Source organism: Microbacterium sp. ARD31 (assembly GCF_031844425.1).
This window is the reverse complement of the sequence record NZ_JAUZVE010000020.1, coordinates 55,995-73,985: the sequence shown is the minus strand read 5'-3', so window position 1 is coordinate 73,985 and position 17,991 is coordinate 55,995. Positions and strand designations below refer to the sequence as shown.

The window sequence follows — 17,991 nt, the reverse complement described above, 5'->3', positions numbered from 1 at the left end:
TCGCTCGCACCTCAACCGGCGGCGGCGTGGTGGGGGCAGGGCCGCCGGTTGAGCAGGGCCCCCAGGGCCCGTGTCGAAACCAAGGCTCCATCCACAGATCCACGAGCACCCCTGTCGGGTTCCCACCCCGATCGGATCGACTGGTCGGATGCCCTGGACCTACATCCTCGAGTGCTCCGACGGCAGTTTCTACGTCGGCAGCACCTGGAACATCGAGAGGCGGATCTGGGAGCACAACGAGGGATTGGGAGCCGAGTACACGAAGAGGCGGCGGCCAGTGCGCCTGGCCTGGGCGGGCGAGTTCGAACGTGTCGACGAGGCGTTCGCATTCGAGAAGCAGGTGCAAGGGTGGCGCCGCGACAAACGGCTCGCCCTCATCGAAGGCCGGTGGGCGGACCTACCCGAGCTCGCCGCCGGCTACTGGCGTCGCCGGCCCGAGACGGCCGGTTGAGCCTTGGTTTCGACACGCTCGCTGCGCTCGCTGCTCAACCGGCGGCCTGCTCATCCGGCGGGGTCGGCGAAGGTCCAGACGAGGAGCTCGGTCGCCTCGGTGGCGGTGACCGACCGGCCCGGCTCGTCGGTGATCCGGAGGGCGTCGCCCGCGCCCAGCGCGACGTCCCCGACCGCGACGGCGCCCGTGGCGGCGAAGACGTGCTGGCGCGGGTCGTCGGGGAGCACGACGGAGGAGCCGGGGGAGAGGCGGGCGACGAGCAGCCGGGCGCCGGTCGTGCCGATCGGCAGCCCGGAGCCGCCGGCCACCTCGACCAGGTGGGATCGAGGCGGCGGCGCCTCGCCCAGGACGTACGACGGCTCGGCGCCGGGGGCCGAGGGCAGCAGCCACGCCTGGACGAAGCGGCAGCGGCCGGAGGCGGGGTCGGCGACCTCGCTGTGGCGGATGCCGGTGCCGGCCGAGAGGACCTGCGCCCGGCCCGCCTCGACGACGTGGGACGCGCCCGTGGAGTCGGTGTGCACGAGGGCGCCCTCGAGCACCCACGTGACGATCTCCAGCTCCGTGTGCGGGTGCTCGGAGTAGCCGGCGACGATCGCGGGAGCCGGGTCCAGCACGTCGTCGTTGTGGCACACCAGCGGCCCGAAGCCGAGGTTCGTCGGGGCGTAGTGTGGACCGAACGAGAACGAGTGCCGGGTGGTCCGCCCTGGCACGGACTCCTGCGACCTCGTGGATCCGGCGTACAGGGTCCCTGACATGCCGATATCTTCGCGGATGTGCCTCCCCCGCATCAGTTCCCCCTGCTCCCACCCGGTTTCCGGTTCGGCACGAGCACGGCCAGCTACCAGATCGAGGGTGCGGCTCACGAGGACGGCAAGGGCCCGAGCATCTGGGACACCTTCAGCGCCGAGCCCGGACGCATCGCCGACGGCAGCACCGGTGAGGTCGCCTGCGACCACTACCACCGCTACGCGGAGGACGTCGCGCTGATGAAGGAGCTGGGGACCGGCGGCTACCGGTTCTCCGTCAGCTGGCCGCGGATCCAGCCGACCGGCCGCGGACCGGCCAACGCGAAGGGGCTGGCGTTCTACGACCGGCTCATCGACACCCTGCTCGAGAACGACCAGCAGCCCATGGTCACGCTCTACCACTGGGACCTGCCGCAGGCCCTCGAGGACGACGGCGGCTGGCTCAACCGCTCCACCGTCGACCGCTTCGCGGAGTACGCCGCCATCCTGGGCGAGCGGTTCGCCGACCGGGTCGAGCACTGGATCCCCGTCAACGAGCCCAACGTCGCCTCGATCCTGGGCTACGGCCTCGGCACGCACGCCCCGGGCAAGTCGATGCTCTTCGACTGCCTGCCGGCGGTCCACCACCTGCTGCTCGCGCACGGGCGGGCGGCGATCGAGCTGCGCCGGGCGGGCGCGACGTCGATCGGCTGCGCCAACAATCACGCGCCGATCTGGCCGGCCAGCGACGACGACGCCGACGTGGGGATGAGCAAGCTCTTCGACGCGCTGTGGAACGGCACGTTCCTCGAGCCGATGCTGCTCGGTCGCTACCCCGCCGACCTGATGCCGCTGTTCGACGAGGTGATGGTCGACGGTGACCTCGCGACCATCCGCCAGCCGCTCGACTTCTACGGCGTCAACTACTACAACCCGATGAAGATCGCGGCCGCCGACGAGGACTCCGAGATCCCCTTCGACTTCCGTGAGGTGGTCGGCTACCCGACGACCGACTTCGGCTGGCCGATCGTGCCCGACGCCCTGCGGGAGTGGCTGGTCATGTTCCGCGCCCGGTTCCGCGCCGCGCTGCCGCCGATCATGATCACCGAGTCCGGGTGCAGCTACAACGTCGGGCCCGACGAGGACGGCGTCGTCGACGACCAGGCGCGCATCGACTACCTGCGGGCCCACCTCAACGCCGTCTCGGAGGCCATCACCCGCGGCGTCGACGTCCGGGGCTACTACACGTGGTCGCTGATGGACAACTTCGAGTGGGCCGAGGGCTACACCCAGCGCTTCGGGCTGGTGCACATCGACTACGAGACGTTGAAGCGCACCCGGAAGAACTCCTTCCACTGGTACGCCGACATGATCGCCGCGCAGCCCCAGCACCTGTAGCGGCGCCGGGGACCGGGGTCGATAGGCTCGCGACATGACCAACCGCCGCGTCGTCTTCGTCGTGGGCTCGGGCCGCAGCGGCACGAGCACCATGGCCGGCACGCTGCGCACGCTCGGCCTCCACGTGCCCCAGCCGGAGGTCGTCGCCGACGCGACCAACCCCAAGGGCTTCGGCGAGCCGCGCTGGGTCGTCGACCTGCACCACGAGCTGCTGCAGCGCAGCAACGTGCAGGTCTCCGACGCGCGTCCGCGGGCGTGGCTCGACACCGGCACCACGAGCGGCGACCACGCCCTGCGACAGCGGGTCACGACGTGGCTCGAGGAGCAGCTCGGCGTCGCCGACGAGCTCGTCATCAAGGACCCGCGCGCCGCCTGGTTCCTCGGGCTGTGGCGGGCAGCGGCCGACCGCTGCGACGCCACGTCGTCGTACGTCACGATGCTGCGGCCGGTGACCGAGGTCGTCGGCTCCAAGCAGACCTACTACGGCAGGATGGGCGCGGGCTCCGACCAGGGCGCCATCACCCGCACCGCGGCGTGGGTCAACATGATGCTGCACACCGAGCGCGCGACCCGCGGCCAGCAGCGCGCGTTCGTCCGCTACGGCGACCTGCTCGACGACTGGACGCAGCCGGTCTTCGCGCTGGGCGAGGCGTTCGACCTCGCCGGGGTGAAGACCGCGATGGCCGTCGACATCGCCGAGGTGCACCGCTTCATCGACCCCTCGCTGCGTCGCGTCACGATGACGTGGGACGACATCGGCGTGCCTGCCCGGCTGCGCGAGCTCGCCGACGAGACCTGGCAGGCGCTCGACGCGCTCGCCGACGACGACTCCGCCGAGCTCCACCAGACCTGCGACCAGCTGCGCACGGCCTACGCCGAGCAGTACGCCGAGGCCGAGGCGTTCGCGCACTCCACCGTCGTCGCCCAGCGGCGTACGGCGGCCGCGGAGGCGCGGCGCGAGGCGGCCGAGCAGGCCCCCCGGCGCAGCGGCGCCGACCGCGTGCCGCACGCCGTGCGGGCGATGGTCCCGCCGGCCGCCCGCCGGAAGCTGCGCCAGGCGATGGGCCGCGAGCGGGGCCGAGGAGCCTGATGCCCGACATCGCCTCCCTCGAGCAGGACCCGGCGTACGACGTCACCTGGCCGTGGACGGCGGGCGAGCCGCTGGTGCCCGGGCTGACGTGCGTCTTCCGGGTGCGCAACGAGGCACGCAACCTGCCGTGGGTGCTGCCGCCGATCTTCTCGGCGGTCGACCACGTGCTGCTCGTCGACAACGGGTCCGACGACGGCACCGCCGAGGTGGCGCGCACGGTCGCCGAGGAGTGCGGCGCGGCCGACCGGCTCACCGTGCTCGACTACCCGCACCGGGTCGCCCGCGCGGGCGGCGAGCACCTCGCGACACCGGCGACGAGCGTCCACTCGCTGACCCACTTCTACAACTGGTGCTTCTCGCACGTCCGCACGACCTACTCGATGAAGTGGGACGGCGACATGGTGCTCACGCCCGAGGGCGCGGGCATCCTGCGCGACCTGTCGTGGCAGCTCCAGTCGACCCGCGCGATCGTCGCGATGCCCCGCCACCCGCTGACCGTCGTCGACGAGTCCACCGGCTGGCTCGACCTGTCCCTGCGCTTCCTCGAGCCGTGGGTCTACCCGATGGGCCCCGACTTCACCTTCGTCAAGGCCTTCGACTGGGAGCTGCGCGAGTTCCCGCCCGGCGTCGAACGCATCGTGCTCCAGCAGGGCCTGGTGCTCGAGGTGAAGTGGCTCGACGCCGACGAGTACGCCCACTGGCGCCGCGACGGCGTCGACTTCACCAACACCCGGCTCTACCGCAAGCTCCGCGAGTTCGAGGTCGACGAGGCCATCCGCAACGGCGACCCCGAGGCGCTGGGCGGGCTGGTGAAGGTGACCGCGCCCGAGGGGGTCCACATCATCGACCACGTGAGCCGTGACTGGCTCTGGCGCCAGCCCCGGCCGCTGGTCAAGCACTCGTTGCCTGCCTCCCTGAAGGAGCGCGTCCGACCGTGACCCATCCTCTCCACGACCTCCGCCTGCCCGGACCCACGCTGGTCCTGGTCGACGACTCCGACGGTGGGCTGGCCCTCGACGCCCTCCACGGGATCGAGGACGTGCCCGGGCTGACGCCGCAGGTCGTCACGCTGTCGTCCCTCGACGGTCCGCGGAAGGGATGGGGCTCGGTCCTCGTCGTTGCAGCCGACCGTGCCCGGCTGCGGCGGATGGCGAGCGCCGTACCCCTCCTCGGGCAGGCCAAGGCCATCGCCTGCTGGCTCACCGACGCCCCGACCCCGTGGGTCCTGGTGCCACGCCCGGAGTGGCCGCCGCTGGTCCACCTCGCGGCGCGCGAGGCCGGCGACCGCGGCGTGCTCACCGTCGCCCGCTTCGCCTCCGGCGCCCGCGCCCAGCTGGTCGTCATGGAGATGGCGCGGCAGGCGGCCGGCCCCGGCGACACCACCCACGGCGGCCTCGTCGTGGCGTACGCCGGCCGGCCCGCGGCCCCGGGTCTCGACGCCCGGTCCGTGCTGCTGCCCGACGTGGCCGGCGCCGGCGACCCCGAGCGCGACGTGCCGCCCGACGTCGTGGTCGCGCGCCGCGGGGCCACCAGCCAGCAGAGCGTGGCCGAGCACCACGTCATCGACCGCGCACCCACGGTCGTCACCGACCCCGGCCCGGAGCCCGTCGACGAGCGGGTCTTCAACCCCACCGGCTTCCGCAAGGACTGGGACCACGGCGTCGTCGACCTCTCCCGGATCACCACCGGCCCGGTCACCGAGGACGTCGTCGCGGCCGCACGTGCCTTCCAGGGCGTCCGCCTGCCGGCCGACACCCGCACCGCGGACCTCCTCGCGCTGGCGATCTCCGGCGTGCCGCTGGTGACCGAGGGCGTGCTCGACGTCGCGCCGCCGCTGGCCACCGCGCTCGACGCAGCGGTCGACCTCGACGACCCGTTGCGCCGCGAGGAGCACAGCCTCGCCGTGCGGCGCGCCGCCTTCGACCACCACTCCACGCTCGCCTGGCGGTCCGCCCTCGCCACCCGCGCCGGCGTCCGCCACGTCGGGCTGCCTCCGGTCAGCGCGCTGCTGTCGACCAAGCGTCCCGACATGCTCGACTTCGCCCTGCGGCAGGTCGCCCGCCAGCGGGGCGCCGACGTCGAGCTGGTGCTGGCCGCGCACGGCTGGGAGCCCGACCGCGACGCCGTACGCCGTGCGCTCGGCGACCGCCCGCACCAGGTCCTCTCCTTCGACGAGTCGACGTTCTTCGGCGACGTGCTCAGCGCCGCGGCGCGGGCGGCGTCGAGCGAGGTGCTGCTCAAGGTCGACGACGACGACTGGTACTCACCCGACGCCGTGCACGACCTGCTGATGGCCCGCCGCTTCTCCGGCGCCGACGTGGTCGGCATGCCCTCGGAGTTCGTCTACCTCCACGCCAACGACAGCCGCGGCGACGTCACCGTGCGCCGCAACCACCCCTCGGAGATCTTCGCCCGCTTCGTCGCCGGCGGCACGCTGCTGATGGAGCGCGGCCTGCTGCGCTCGCTCGGCGACTTCCGGCGCGTGCGCAAGTACGTCGACGCCCAGCTGCTGGCCGGGGTCGAGGCGGCCGGTGGCCGGATCTACCGCACCCACGGGCTGGGCTACGTCCTGCGCCGCACGGGCGACGGACACACCTGGGTGCGCGACGACGAGGAGTTCCGCCGACCTGACATCGTGGCCTCCGAGTGGAGCGGCTTCCAGCCGAGCCTGGCGCTGGAGGTCGACGAGGCCGACCGTCCGGACGGGGGTACGCAGTAGATGGCCCGGCAGACCGTGGTGCGCCACAACGACTGGGGGACCCTTACGCCGCCGGCCCTCGGCGCGTGGGAGCCGACCCTGTCGGTGACCGTCGTCGTCCCGACGTTCAACTACCAGCAGAAGCTGCCCTACGTCCTCGCCGGGCTCGCCGCGCAGTCCTACCCCGCCCACCTGCTCGAGGTGCTCGTCGTCGACGACCAGAGCTCGCCGCCGCAGGAGCTGCCGGAGGTCAGGCCGGACAACACCCGCCTGGTCCGCGTGGAGCACGGCTGGGGACGGGCCAACGCGTGCCAGCTCGGCGCGCGGCTCGCGGACGGTGACGTCCTGCACTGGTACGACGCCGACATGCTCGCCCACCGCGAGGAGGTCGAGGCGCACGCCCGCTGGCACCACCTCGTCGACTACGCCGTCCCCGGCGGGCACAAGCTGTTCGTCGACCCGGCGTCGTTGTTCGAGGTCGACCCGGCCGTCGTGCGCGACCGGATCGCGGCCGGCGAGGCGGCCGACCTCTTCCCCGGTCAGGAGCACGAGGCGCACCAGTGGGTCGAGGACTACTGGGCGAAGACCGACGACCTGCGCACCGCCGGGCCGCGGGCGCAGCGCTTCCACATCGGGATGACCGGCTCGGTCACCAAGGCGCTCTACCTCGACTCCGCCGGCTTCGACCCGTCGTTGAAGCTCGGCGAGGACATGCACCTCGGCCACTCCCTGGCCCAGGCCGGCGGCGTCTTCGTCGTCGACCGCGAGGCGCGCAGCTGGCACCTCGGCCGCTCGCAGGTGCTGCGCCGGGCCGAGCAGGTCAACCGCTTCAACGACCCCTACCTCGCCGACCTCGTGCCGACGATGCGGCCCAAGCGCAACAAGCGCGGACGCGCCTACCAGGTCCCGTACCTCGAGGTCGTCGTCCCGGCGGGTCCCGCCGACGACACCATCCGCGTCGTCGACTCGCTGCTCGACGGCGACGTCCCCGACCTGCGGGTCACGGTCGTCGGTCCGTGGAGCTCGGTCCACGACGACCGGGTGCAGCCCGTCGAGGACCCGGTCCTGGAGACCCGGCTGGTCCACCGCTCCTACCTCCACGAGCCGCGGGTGCGCCTGCTCGAGACCGCGCCCGCCTCGTCCGACGCGGAGTTCGTGCTGACCCTGCCCGACGTCTCGCTCGCCCCGCTCCCGGTCGCGGTGTCGGCGATGCTCGGCGACCTCGAGCGCACCCACCACGGCGCCCGCGCGCTGACGTACCCCACCGGCGGCGCCGCGCGCCTCGAGCGCACCGCCGCCCTGGCCCGCGTGGCCCGCCTCGCCGCGCCGGGCGACGACCGCGAGGCCCTGATGGACGAGTCATTCGGGGTCAAGGCGTACGACGCCACCGCCGTCGGCTGGGTGCCCACCCCCGAGCGTGAGGTCGAGCGCTTCCTGCTCCCCGCCCGCCCCGCGGTCGACCCGGCGAAGTCGGAGGACCGCCTGATGAAGGCACTCGGGCAGGACGGACCGGCCGCCGTCACGCCCCGCGAGCCGGAGGTCGAGAAGAAGGGCATCTTCGGCCGCCGCCGCTAGCCGATCGCTGGTTGAGGTGCGAGGAGCGCCAGCGACGAGCCTCGAAACCCCTTGGTCGTCGTGGTTTCGAGGCTCGCTGCGCTCGCACCTCAACCGACTAGGGTCCGGTGGCTGCGCTCGCACCTCAACCGACGTTCGCTGGTTGAGGTGTGAGGAGCGCCAGCGACGAGCCTCGAAACCGACGGAGGTCCGGCGGCAGAGCGGTCAGTCCGCGCCGAAGAGGTCGCGGGTGTAGACCTTGTCGGCCACGTCGTCGAGCTCCTCGACCATCCGGTTGGCGACGATGAGGTCGGCGCGCTCCTTGAAGGAGGCGAGGTCGTCGGTGACCTCGGAGCCGAACCAGTGGTCCTCGCCGAGCTCGGGCTCGTAGACCACGACCTCGATGCCCTTGGCCTTGAGCCGCTTCATGATGCCCTGCACCGAGGACTCCCGGAAGTTGTCCGAGCCGGCCTTCATGATCAGCCGGTGGATCCCCACGACCTCCGGCCCGCGGTCGATGATGTCGAAGGCGATGAAGTCCTTGCGGGTCGTGTTGGCCTCGACGATCGCGGAGATCAGCGTCTGCGGCACGTCGGAGTAGTTGGCGAGCAGCTGCTTGGTGTCCTTGGGCAGGCAGTAGCCGCCGTAGCCGAACGACGGGTTGTTGTAGTGGGTGCCGATCCGCGGGTCGAGCCCCACCCCGTCGATGATCGAGCGCGAGTCCAGGCCGCGCGAGAGCGCGAACGAGTCGAGCTCGTTGAAGTAGGCGACCCGCATGGCGAGGTAGGTGTTGGCGAACAGCTTGATCGCCTCGGCCTCGGTGGGCGCGGTGAACAGGACGGGTACGTCGTCGGCGTCCGCGCCCTTGACCAGGAGCTCGGCGAAGGCCCGGGCGCGTGCGGAGTCCTCGCCCACGACGATGCGCGCGGGGTGGAGGTTGTCGTGCAGCGCCCGCCCCTCTCGCAGGAACTCGGGGGAGAAGATGACGTCCGTGGTGCCGAGCCGGGCGCGTACGTCCTCGATGTAGCCCACCGGGACCGTGGACTTCACGACCATGGTCGCGTCGGGGTTGATCCGCTGGACGTCGCGCATCACCGCCTCGATCGAGCCGGTGTCGAAGTAGTTCGTCACCGGGTCGTAGTTGGTCGGCGTCGCGATGATCACGAAGTCGGCGCCCCTGTGCGCCTCCTCCGGGTCGGTCGTGAAGGCGAGGTCGAGCTCCTCCTCGGCGAGGAAGCGGGAGATGTCGTCGTCGTGGATCGGGCTCTCGCCGCGCCTGAGCCGCTCGACCCGCTCGGCATCGAGGTCGAGTCCCACGACCGTGTTGTGCCGCGCCAGCAGCACCGCCATCGAGAGGCCGACGTAGCCGAGGCCCGCCACAGAGATCCGAGTGGTCACCCGGTGATTGTGCCGTACGCCGGACAACAGCGGCCGACCTCCTGCACCCTTGACCGGCGACCGCCGGGGTCGCGGACAGCGGGAGGTCGTCGATGGCGAAGCGAGGAACGGGGCTGGGCCTCGGCCCGATGGTGTGTGGCTTCGCTGCCATGGTCGCGGTGCTGACGGGGCACGACGGTCTCGCGTTCCCCCTCCTGCTGGGGGCATTCGTGCTGGCGGTCGTCCGTGTCCCGGCACGGCTGCGGGCCGCCACGCGTGCCCAGCTCGAGGCCGTGGGCACCCCGTCGGACGCCGCTGAGCGGATGGGCGGCCTCGCCGTCGAGATGATGACGCCCGGTGGGCGGAGCAACGACGAGCTCATGCGTGAGGCCGCGACGCTCTACGGTCAGCTGCCGCCGGAGCTCCGCGCCGAGCTGGAGGAGCGGCGGCCGACGGAACCGGGGGTCCACGTCGAGGTCAGCGGGCCGCTCGGCCACACCATGGCGAGGCTCGCCGGCTTCCCGGCACCGGAGCCGGCCCCCGGCGAGACCAGGCGCCCGACGTCGTGGACGATCCCCGCCGGCGAGCCCGACGTCGTCGTACCCGAGGGCCCTCCGGTGCTGCCGGACACCCACGTCGGCGTGCTCGCCCCCGACGTGCTCACGCGCGACGAAGCCACGCCGCCCGGTGCGATCGGCGAGGGGTGGTACCCGACTGCCGACGGCAGCCGTGAGCGGTGGCACAACGGCGCGGCGTGGACCGCCCACGAGCGGGCGGTCGGCGGGGCCTGACGCCAGTCCTCCGCAGGGGCCTTGGTGCCCGCTGGCAGGGTGGACGCATGGGTATCGCGAAGAAGCTCGCCGCTGCCGGCATCGCCAAGAAGGTCTACGACGAGGCCCGCAAGCCGCAGAACCAGGCCAGGATCAAGGAAGCCGTGCGCAAGGTGCAGCAGCGCCGCGGCGGCCGCCGCCCCTGAGCCTGCCCCGGCCGGCGGCCGGTGTCAGGTGGCCGTCGCGGACCCCACCTCAGGGGGTGGGGCGGACGTTGCGGCCCCGGCGCGGGCGGCGTACGAAGGTTGGATGACCACGACACCGATGGAGCCCGAGTCCGATCCGCAGGTCGTCCCGTCCGGGGACCCGGCGGTCAACCCCGTCGCACCGGGTGAGGACCCCGGCGCCCCGATCCCCGAGGCGGACCCCGACCGTCAGTAGGGCACCGACGTCGGTGCCCGGCGCCCCGCCCTGACGGCCCAGGCCGCCAGGGCGAGCGCCGCGAGCAGGTAGGCGTTGCCGACGACGTGCTCGGGCGCGCTCCACCCCAGCTCGCGTCCTCCGCCCCACGGCGGCCACAGGATCGGCCGGGTCACGAACACCGCTGCCCACGCCACGGCGGCCCAGCGGCTGCGCTCCCAGAGCACCAGGGCGACGGGCACCGCCCAGACCCAGTGGTGCGACCACGACACGGGCGAGGCGAGCAGCATCGCCACGGAGGCCAGGCACGTGGCGAGCACCGGGTCGCCGCCGCGCCACCGTGCCGCGGCGCCCGCCAGGACGCCCAGCGCGAGGGTCCCGGCGACGGCCGCCCAGACCGCCGTCGGGGGCACCCCGTCCAGCAGCCGGGTCAGCGCCCCGGAGACCGACTGGTTGTGGGCCAGCGCCGGCGGGCCGACGCGGCGCGGGTCCAGCAGCCGCTCGGTCCAGTACGACGTCGCGCCGGGCACCGCGACGTACCCGATCGCCACCGTGGCGGCGAACGCCAGCACCGCGCGGGCGGCGGCAGCGCGCCGGCCGACGAGGACGAGCAGCGCGACGAAGACGAGCGGGGTCAGCTTCACCCCCGCCACCACGCCCAGCGCGACGCCCGCCAGGCGACGGTCGGAGCGGAGCACGTCGGCGAGCACGACGAGCAGGACCAGCAGGTTGACCTGACCGAAGGCGAGGTTCTGCCACACCGGCTCCAGCGCCAGCGCGGCGACGGACAGCGCGACCGCGGCCCAGGCCGACGTCGTACGCCCGAGGGCGTGGCGCACGAGCACGACCGAGCCGCCGAGCGCCGCGGCCGAGGCGGCCGTCCACACGGCGGCGGCGAGCCAGTGCGGCAGGAGCGCCAGCGGCGCCATCAGCACGGCGGCGAAGGGCGGGTAGGTGAACGGCAGCCCGGTCACGGGATCGTCGCTCGCGTAGGGCGACGACCCGGCGAGGACGGAGTCACCGCCGTGCCGGTAGGCGAGGAGGTCCACGAACGGGTGGCCAGCGGCGACCGCGACCGCGCCGGCGACCCCGCCGGCGGCCACGAGCGCGGCGGTCGCCGGGCCCGGGAGCCAGCGCGGGGCCTTCACCCGTGCAGCGTATTCGGGACCAAGGTCCCCCGGGATCCGGACCTTCCGCCGCTCATCCGGACCGGGCGCGCAGCCGATGGTGGTGACATGACCCTCCCCCTCGCCGCGCTCGTCCCTGCCTTGCCGACGCACGAACGCTGGTTCGTCGAGTCGCAGCAGGCGGGCGACTGGTCCTTCTTCCTCTCGCCGCTGCCGCTGGTGCTGACCGCCGCGGTGGTGGCCGTGACCGTCGCGTGGCGCCTCGTCGCCCTCCGGATCCACCGGCCCGAGCTGCCGTTCCTGGCGCCCGTCGGCCGCCTCGTGCCGTGGGTGCCGCGCCTCCTCGGCATCCACCTCGGCGTCGCGCTCCTCGCGCTCGCCGCGACGGGGGCGTTCATCACGCCGTCCAACGACCACCTCGACGGCGTCGGCGGCAACGCCCTCCTCCTCGTCGAAGCCACGCTGGGGATCTGGCTGGTGACCGGCATCAACCTGCGCCCGGCCGCCGCGCTCGTGCTCGGCCTCGGCCCGGCGCTCGCCCTGGTCGCCGGACCCACGGCGCTCGGCGAGTGCGCGAACCTCGCGGCCGTCGCGGCCTTCCTCGTCGTCGTACCTCCGGGACCCGATGCGAACGGAGCGGCACACCCGCCCCGCGCCCAGCTCCGCTGGGCCCTGCTGTGGCTGCGGCTCGGCGTCGGCGTCGCCCTGATCGTGCTCGCCTTCTCGGAGAAACTGACCAACCCGGGGATGGCCATCGACACCCTCGAGCACTACCCGGCGCTCGACGTGTTCGCCCTCGTCGGCATCCACGTCTCGCCCGAGACCTTCGTGGCCATCGCCGGCGCCACCGAGCTGCTGTTCGGCCTGCTCGTCATCTCGGGTGCCTTCCCGCAGGTCGCGGTCCTGGTCGCGATGGTGCCGTTCAACGCCACGCTCCTGCTCTTCGGCCAGACCGAGATGGTCGGCCACCTCCCGGTGTACGGCGTCTTCCTCGCGCTGCTGGCCTACGGCTCGTCGGCGACCACCGCGGGCGACGTGCGCTGGCTGCCCAGCCTCGGCCGGCGCAGGGTCGTGGTCCCCGCGACGGCCTGACCGCGCGAGCTCGTCTGCCGCAGGTGCGGCGGTTGTTGCCCCTCGACACGCTGCGGGAGGGCCACAACCGCCGCACGTGCGTCGTACCCGCTCGTCAGGGGAGCGAACGTGCCGCGAGTACGCCCCGCGCGCTACGCAGCCACGCACCTGCTGGGGGCCCAGCGCTCGACGCACCGGACTCACACCCGTCGCCTGACTTTGATGAGTTGCTAGTTCCTCTTCAAACGGTGACATGCCCGCACGTCGGTCCTCGGATTGATCGAGCACTGACGCAGCACGTCATCGCCGGGGTTCGCCTCGGTTCCTCTGTCACGTAGTTCGAACGTGGCTGGTCCCCATTCAAAGCCGGTGCACTCCCCATCGCTCAGCCGAGCCCATATGACGGCGCCGTTCAGGAGCTGCTCTGTGCCCGCGAACCGCCACACGAGCTGTCCCGACTCGAACAGGCAGCCGTCGGCACTCCTCGTGTCCTCGGACATCCGGCCTTCGAACGTGTTCGACCCGACCTCCTTCACCTCGATCAGCCCCCAGCGACCCTCGAACGACGCGTCCTCGGCGTCCGCCCACGTCGCGAGCCCTGTAATCGCGCCAGCGGTGACCGCGGATGACGCTATCGCCACCGAGGCCGCTGCCTTGGTCGACAGAACGGACGAACCGGTGGCGGGTGAAGGCCCGCCGAACCATCCTGCGATATGACCGACGGCGCGTTGTATGGCATCCAGGACCTGCTCGAGCGCGAGCGCGCCCGTCACCAACCAGTGCCACAGGCCTGCGACGCGCCGCGTTTCCTCCTGCTCGCGTTGGACAGCGGCCGATGCGGCTCTGCGGTTGTTGGCGAAGTCCAGGAGTCGTTGCCGGAGGCGGGGCAATGCCCAGGAGAAGTCGTCCCGCATGACGACGCGTGTTCCGAAGACCCAATCGTGTAGGCAGCGGCGCGCTCTGTTGGCTTGCGGTAGTGCGAGTAGGACGCCCAGTCCGCATGCGTCCACGATCGCGTATCCGACGCTCGACCGTCCGATGAGAAGGGCGACCGACCTCGGTGTGCGCGGAAGTCGACTTCCGTCTGCGGATCGCAGCTCGAGATTCCCGATCGCCTTGCCCACAGTCTGGCCAGTGAGCCAGAGCGACGCCGAGTGGTAAAGCACGAAGGTGCCAATCAGGAGAGACCATCCGCCGCCGGCCACAAACGCGATAATCGCCACAATGGCTGCGTCGACCAGGAAGGAGAGCAGGCGCACGCCATGAGGCGGGGATGACAGAGCTGCATCGATCCTGTTCGATTGGTGTCTGCCCATGGCAACACCTCGGTCATCAGTCCGGCGCTCAAGGTCCTCCAGTCTGCTCCCCTCCGCAGCCCCTGCCTAGTGCCCGGCACAGTGAGGGGCGCGTGTTCGCGGCCGTGCCTATGCTCGGGGGATGACGATCCAGCAGTCCACCGACCTCACCCACGCCGCGATGCTGGGGCTCGGCGTCCACCGGCCCGAGCGCGTCGTCACCAACGACGAGATCTGCGAGGTCCTGGACTCCTCCGACGAGTGGATCCAGACGCGGTCGGGCATCCGGACCCGCCGCTTCGCAGGTGAGGACGAGACGCTGATCGGCATGTCGGTGTCCGCGGCCGAGCGGGCGCTGGCCGCCGCCGGGGTGGCCGCGGCGCAGGTCGGGTGCGTCATCGTCGCGACGTCGACCCACCCGGAGCACACGCCCGCCTCCGCCCCGCAGGTCGCGACCGCGCTGGGACTCACGGCCGCGGCCTTCGACATCTCGGCCGGGTGCGCGGGCTTCTGCCACGCGCTCAACCTCGCCGCGTCGATGGTGCGCTCGGGCGCCGAGTCGCACGTCCTCGTCATCGGCGTGGAGCAGCTGAGCCGCTTCATGGACCCGACCGACCGGGGCACCGCGTTCATCTTCGCCGACGGGGCCGGGGCCGTCGTGGTCGGCCCGTCCGACGTACCGGGGATCGGCCCGACCGCCTGGGGCTCCGACGGCTCCCAGGCCCACGTGATCACCCAGACGCCGAGCTGCCTCGGCGGCCACTCCGAGCGGGAGCACCCGGTCGTCCAGATGGAGGGCACCGCGGTCTTCCGCTGGGCGCCGTTCGCGATGGCCAAGGTGGCCCACGAGGCGCTCGACCTGGCCGGCGTCGGCGTCGACGAGCTCGACGCCTTCATCCCCCACCAGGCCAACCTGCGCATCACCCAGACCCTCGCCAAGAACATCCAGCTGCCCGAGTCGGTCGCCATCGCCACCGACGTCGTCGACGCCGGGAACACCTCGGCCGCCTCGGTGCCGCTCGCGATGGAGGCAATGCTGCGCAAGGACGAGGCCGCCGCCGGCGACACGGCCCTGCTGATCGCCTTCGGCGCCGGGCTCTCGTACGCCGGGCAGGTCGTGACGCTGCCCCCGCTCGGCCAGTAGCGCCGGTGGGCGACGAGGACGCGGTACGCCTGCGCACCGGTGACGCCGTGCGGATCCGTCCTGTCCGCCGCACGGACGCCACCGAGCTGCAGCGCGCCTTCGCCCCGATGAGCGAGGAGTCGCAGTACCAGCGATTCCTCACCGGCACGCCGCGCCTGACCGACAGCCAGGCGACCTACTTCACCTCCGTGGACCACGTCCACCACGAGGCGTTCGTCGCCCACTCCACCGAGGACGCGAGCTACATCATCGGGGTGGCCCGCTTCATCCGCTACGAGACCGACCCGGACGAGGCCGAGCTGGCGGTGACCGTCGCCGACTCCTGGCACGGCCGCGGGCTCGGCACCGTGCTGCTCCGCCGGCTGTGCGAGCGGGCACGCGAGGTCGGAGTGCGCAGGCTGCGCGCCGAGATGATGCCGGAGAACGAGGCGATCCTGCGTCTCCTGCGCGCGGCAGGGATGACGGACGAGACGGAGGAGGACGGCCGGGTGGTCGGACACCTCGAGCTTGCGCCGGGGGACTGAGCCCCGAGGGTCGAGAAGCCGGTCGCCCCTACTCCCGCTGACGCTGGCGGAACGCCCGGACGGCGGCATTGATGGTGGCGAAGTCGCGCACCGGCCCCTCCGGCTCCAGCAGGTCGACCCGCCGCAGGCGTCGTACGACGTCGTCGTTGGCCCGGGCCACGGCGACCACCTCGATGCCCAGCCCGTCCAGTCGCTCGAGCAGGCCGTCGAGCATGTCCAGGGCGGTGGCGTCCAGGGCCCCGACGCCCTCGAAGTCCAGCACCAGCCACTCCTCGGCGCCGGGGTTGGTCTCCAGCACGTCCACGACCCGAGCCGCGAAGCGCTCGGCGTTGAGGAAGAACAACGGGGCGTCGAACCGGTAGACGAGGAGGCCGGGCTCAGGGGTGGCCTCGGGGTGCGCGTCGACCTCCACCCAACCGTCCAGGTCCGGAGCGTCACCGAGGATCGCGTCGTGCGGCCGGGCGATCCGGCTCAGGGCGACCACGATGGAGAGGCTGACCGCGACGATGACGCCGACCAGCACGTCGAAGACGATGACGCCCAAGGTGGCGACCACGGCCAGCAGGGCCTCCTGCCTGCTGGCGCGCCACAGGGCCCGGTAGCCCGGGACGTCCAGGATCGCGATCGCCGCCGCGACGATCACCGCGGCGAGCGCGGTGCGCGGGATCTCCCCCAGCACCGGGCTGAGCAGCACCAGCGTGGCGACCACGAGCCCGGCGGCGACCAGCGAGACCAGCTGGGTGCGGCTGCCCAGGGAGGCGGGCACTGCAGTGCGGCTGGCGGACGAGGACACGGGGAAGCCCTGGGAGAGGCCGGAGGTCAGGTTGGTCAGCCCCAGGGCGAACAGCTCCTGGTTGGGCTCGACGCGGTAGCCGAGACGATCGGCGATGGACCGGGCGGTGAGGACGTTGTCGGTGAACCCGACCAGCACGATCCCGACCGCCACCGGGAGGAGGCTCACCAGGTCTGCCCAACCGACGTCGGGCACCCCGGGGGTGGGCAAGCCCTCCGGGATGACGCCCACCACGGGCACGATCGGTTCTGCGTCCGAGATGAGCCAGACGAGGGTGGTCGCCAGTGCAACCGCGATCAGGGCCCCGGGCCAGGTGGGGGCCCAGCGTCGCAGGGCCAGCACGAGCGCGAGGGTGGCGGTGCCCAGGGCCGACGTGGCCGGGTCGCCGTCGCCCAGCTCCTGGACCAGCTCGACGACCCGCGGGAAGAAGCGGTCCGCCTCGATGGGGACCCCTGCGAAGGCCGCGATCTGGCTGCTGAGCAGGGTGAGGCCGACCCCGGTGATGTATCCGACCAGCACGGGCTTGGAGAGCACCGACGCGATGAAGCCCAGCCGAGCCGCCGCGCCCAGGATCGCGATCGCGCCGACCGCCAGCGCGAGCGCGGCCATCAGCGCGACGTAGCGGCCCGGGTCCCCGGCGGCGATCGCACCCACGCCGGCGGCGGCCAGGATCGCGGTGCCCGGCTCGGGCCCGACACCGAGGTGCCTGCTGGTGCCCACCAGGGCGTAGACGACGAGCGGGCCCAAGACGGCGTAGAAGCCGTACTCCGGAGGCATGCCGGCGAGCTCGGCGTAGGCCATCGACTGCGGGATCAGCATCGCCCCGACGGTGGCGCCGGCCACGAGGTCGGGGCGCAACCAGCTCCGCTGGTAGCCGCGCAGCACGGCGAGCCCGGGGACCAGGCCCCGCAGCCGGGGCCGTTGCCTGCGCGGGGACACCATCCGCACGCTAGTGCACCAGTGCATGCCCTTGCTGAGCCGGCGACAGCACCGAGGGGTCGCGCGCGTCAGCCGATCCGCTGGGCGAGGGCCACGATGATGCCCTCCGGGCCCCGGACGTACGCCATGCGCCAGACGTCCTCGTACTGCCCGATCGCACCGACGAGGCCGTAGCCGTCCGCGGCCACGGCGGCGACGGCCGCGTCGAGGTCGTCGACCTCGAAGGCGAGGCTGCGCAGGCCGAGCTCGTTGGCCATCGCGTCGGGCGAGCCCTCGACCGGGTCGGGCCGCACGAAGCTCGACAGCTCGACCGGGCTGCCGCCACCGGAGCAGGCGAGCATCACGATCTCCGTGCGCGAGTCCGGGATGCCGATCACCGTGTCGAGGAAGTCGCCCTCGACCGGCTGCCGGCCCTGCACCTCCAGGCCGAGCGTGACGAAGAAGTCGGTCGCCCGGTCGAGGTCGCGGACCGTGACGCCGACGTGGTCGAAGCGCGTGACGTGTCCCATGGATCCATCCTCCTGCGTGTCGTGGTCGTCGTACACACCCGGGACGGAGCGGCCGGAGCGTCCTCGACATCGCGCCTGAATACCGGTCGCGCCGTGGCCAGGGGTG

The 17,991-nt window shown here is 72.5% G+C and carries 18 protein-coding genes; 12 read left to right on the top strand and 6 right to left on the bottom strand.

What is annotated here, in order from left to right:
- Positions 1-148: 148 nt before the first annotated feature.
- Positions 149-451 (top strand): GIY-YIG nuclease family protein, encoded by a 303-nt coding sequence (locus Q9S36_RS31425; RefSeq protein ID WP_311288764.1) that lies wholly within the window; start codon positions 149-151, stop codon positions 449-451.
- A 50-nt stretch (positions 452-501) separates the two neighbouring features.
- Here the strand turns inward: Q9S36_RS31425 and Q9S36_RS31420 are convergent, their stop codons facing one another.
- A complete protein-coding gene (locus tag Q9S36_RS31420; protein WP_311288763.1) occupies positions 502-1,206 on the bottom strand; it encodes a pirin family protein in 705 nt (234 codons plus the stop codon).
- An 18-nt stretch (positions 1,207-1,224) separates the two neighbouring features.
- Between Q9S36_RS31420 and Q9S36_RS31415 the strand changes: the two genes are divergently transcribed.
- From Q9S36_RS31415 to Q9S36_RS31395, 5 genes are read left to right on the top strand one after another with little or no spacing between them, the layout of a single operon-like run.
- Complete coding sequence (locus Q9S36_RS31415) at positions 1,225-2,574, top strand: GH1 family beta-glucosidase (RefSeq protein WP_311288762.1); 1,350 nt, start codon at positions 1,225-1,227, stop codon at positions 2,572-2,574.
- A 34-nt stretch (positions 2,575-2,608) separates the two neighbouring features.
- Positions 2,609-3,664, top strand: coding sequence for a hypothetical protein (locus tag Q9S36_RS31410; RefSeq protein WP_311288761.1), 1,056 nt, complete (start codon positions 2,609-2,611; stop codon positions 3,662-3,664).
- Complete coding sequence (locus Q9S36_RS31405) at positions 3,664-4,602, top strand: hypothetical protein (RefSeq protein WP_311288760.1); 939 nt, start codon at positions 3,664-3,666, stop codon at positions 4,600-4,602. Before Q9S36_RS31410 ends, Q9S36_RS31405 begins: the two co-directional genes overlap by 1 nt.
- Positions 4,599-6,383, top strand: coding sequence for a glycosyltransferase (locus Q9S36_RS31400; protein WP_311288759.1), 1,785 nt, complete (start codon positions 4,599-4,601; stop codon positions 6,381-6,383). Before Q9S36_RS31405 ends, Q9S36_RS31400 begins: the two co-directional genes overlap by 4 nt.
- Positions 6,384-7,937, top strand: coding sequence for a glycosyltransferase (locus tag Q9S36_RS31395; protein ID WP_311288758.1), 1,554 nt, complete (start codon positions 6,384-6,386; stop codon positions 7,935-7,937).
- Between the two features lie 204 nt (positions 7,938-8,141).
- Here the strand turns inward: Q9S36_RS31395 and Q9S36_RS31390 are convergent, their stop codons facing one another.
- Positions 8,142-9,314, bottom strand: a complete 1,173-nt coding sequence (locus tag Q9S36_RS31390) for a nucleotide sugar dehydrogenase (RefSeq protein ID WP_311288757.1) — start codon at positions 9,312-9,314, stop codon at positions 8,142-8,144.
- Positions 9,315-9,406: 92 nt separating this feature from the next.
- Between Q9S36_RS31390 and Q9S36_RS31385 the strand changes: the two genes are divergently transcribed.
- The 3 genes from Q9S36_RS31385 (at position 9,407) to Q9S36_RS31375 (ending at position 10,504) form a co-directional block, all read left to right on the top strand.
- Positions 9,407-10,084, top strand: a complete 678-nt coding sequence (locus tag Q9S36_RS31385) for a hypothetical protein (RefSeq protein ID WP_311288756.1) — start codon at positions 9,407-9,409, stop codon at positions 10,082-10,084.
- Between the two features lie 47 nt (positions 10,085-10,131).
- Positions 10,132-10,269, top strand: a complete 138-nt coding sequence (locus Q9S36_RS31380; RefSeq protein ID WP_311288755.1) for a hypothetical protein — start codon at positions 10,132-10,134, stop codon at positions 10,267-10,269.
- A 103-nt stretch (positions 10,270-10,372) separates the two neighbouring features.
- Positions 10,373-10,504, top strand: coding sequence for a hypothetical protein (locus tag Q9S36_RS31375; protein ID WP_311288754.1), 132 nt, complete (start codon positions 10,373-10,375; stop codon positions 10,502-10,504).
- Here Q9S36_RS31375 and Q9S36_RS31370 read toward each other — a convergent pair.
- Complete coding sequence (locus tag Q9S36_RS31370; protein WP_311288753.1) at positions 10,498-11,631, bottom strand: glycosyltransferase 87 family protein; 1,134 nt, start codon at positions 11,629-11,631, stop codon at positions 10,498-10,500. The genes Q9S36_RS31375 and Q9S36_RS31370 overlap by 7 nt on opposite strands.
- Before the next feature lie 87 nt (positions 11,632-11,718).
- Here Q9S36_RS31370 and Q9S36_RS31365 point away from each other — a divergent pair, with 87 nt between their 5' ends.
- Entirely contained in the window at positions 11,719-12,702 is a 984-nt protein-coding gene (locus Q9S36_RS31365) for a hypothetical protein (protein WP_311288752.1), read from the top strand.
- 209 nt (positions 12,703-12,911) lie between these two features.
- Here the strand turns inward: Q9S36_RS31365 and Q9S36_RS31360 are convergent, their stop codons facing one another.
- Positions 12,912-13,940: an RDD family protein gene (locus Q9S36_RS31360; RefSeq protein WP_311288751.1), complete on the bottom strand. Its 1,029-nt coding sequence runs from the start codon at positions 13,938-13,940 to the stop codon at positions 12,912-12,914.
- A gap of 178 nt (positions 13,941-14,118) precedes the next feature.
- On the opposite strand from Q9S36_RS31360, the gene Q9S36_RS31355 reads away from it, so the two are divergent.
- Both Q9S36_RS31355 and Q9S36_RS31350 read left to right on the top strand, forming a co-directional pair.
- A complete protein-coding gene (locus Q9S36_RS31355) occupies positions 14,119-15,120 on the top strand; it encodes a beta-ketoacyl-ACP synthase III (RefSeq protein ID WP_311288750.1) in 1,002 nt (333 codons plus the stop codon).
- Between the two features lie 5 nt (positions 15,121-15,125).
- A complete protein-coding gene (locus Q9S36_RS31350) occupies positions 15,126-15,644 on the top strand; it encodes a GNAT family N-acetyltransferase (protein ID WP_311288749.1) in 519 nt (172 codons plus the stop codon).
- A 28-nt stretch (positions 15,645-15,672) separates the two neighbouring features.
- On the opposite strand, the gene Q9S36_RS31345 is transcribed toward Q9S36_RS31350, so the two are convergent.
- Positions 15,673-17,376 (bottom strand): SulP family inorganic anion transporter, encoded by a 1,704-nt coding sequence (locus tag Q9S36_RS31345; RefSeq protein WP_311288748.1) that lies wholly within the window; start codon positions 17,374-17,376, stop codon positions 15,673-15,675.
- A gap of 68 nt (positions 17,377-17,444) precedes the next feature.
- Positions 17,445-17,885: a VOC family protein gene (locus tag Q9S36_RS31340; protein WP_311288747.1), complete on the bottom strand. Its 441-nt coding sequence runs from the start codon at positions 17,883-17,885 to the stop codon at positions 17,445-17,447.
- Positions 17,886-17,991: the final 106 nt, after the last annotated feature.

Excerpts from the sequence above, each read along its gene's own strand:
- Q9S36_RS31385 (WP_311288756.1), top strand. The coding sequence starts at position 9,407 with ATGGCGAAGCGAGGAACGGGGCTGGGCCTCGGCCCGATGGTGTGTGGC.
- Q9S36_RS31405 (WP_311288760.1), top strand. The coding sequence starts at position 3,664 with ATGCCCGACATCGCCTCCCTCGAGCAGGACCCGGCGTACGACGTCACC.
- Q9S36_RS31340 (WP_311288747.1), bottom strand. The coding sequence starts at position 17,885 with ATGGGACACGTCACGCGCTTCGACCACGTCGGCGTCACGGTCCGCGAC.
- Q9S36_RS31375 (WP_311288754.1), top strand. The coding sequence starts at position 10,373 with ATGACCACGACACCGATGGAGCCCGAGTCCGATCCGCAGGTCGTCCCG.
- Q9S36_RS31380 (WP_311288755.1), top strand. The coding sequence starts at position 10,132 with ATGGGTATCGCGAAGAAGCTCGCCGCTGCCGGCATCGCCAAGAAGGTC.
- Q9S36_RS31395 (WP_311288758.1), top strand. The coding sequence starts at position 6,384 with ATGGCCCGGCAGACCGTGGTGCGCCACAACGACTGGGGGACCCTTACG.
- Q9S36_RS31365 (WP_311288752.1), top strand. The coding sequence starts at position 11,719 with ATGACCCTCCCCCTCGCCGCGCTCGTCCCTGCCTTGCCGACGCACGAA.
- Q9S36_RS31410 (WP_311288761.1), top strand. The coding sequence starts at position 2,609 with ATGACCAACCGCCGCGTCGTCTTCGTCGTGGGCTCGGGCCGCAGCGGC.
- Q9S36_RS31425 (WP_311288764.1), top strand. The coding sequence starts at position 149 with ATGCCCTGGACCTACATCCTCGAGTGCTCCGACGGCAGTTTCTACGTC.
- Q9S36_RS31420 (WP_311288763.1), bottom strand. The coding sequence starts at position 1,206 with ATGTCAGGGACCCTGTACGCCGGATCCACGAGGTCGCAGGAGTCCGTG.
- Q9S36_RS31355 (WP_311288750.1), top strand. The coding sequence starts at position 14,119 with ATGACGATCCAGCAGTCCACCGACCTCACCCACGCCGCGATGCTGGGG.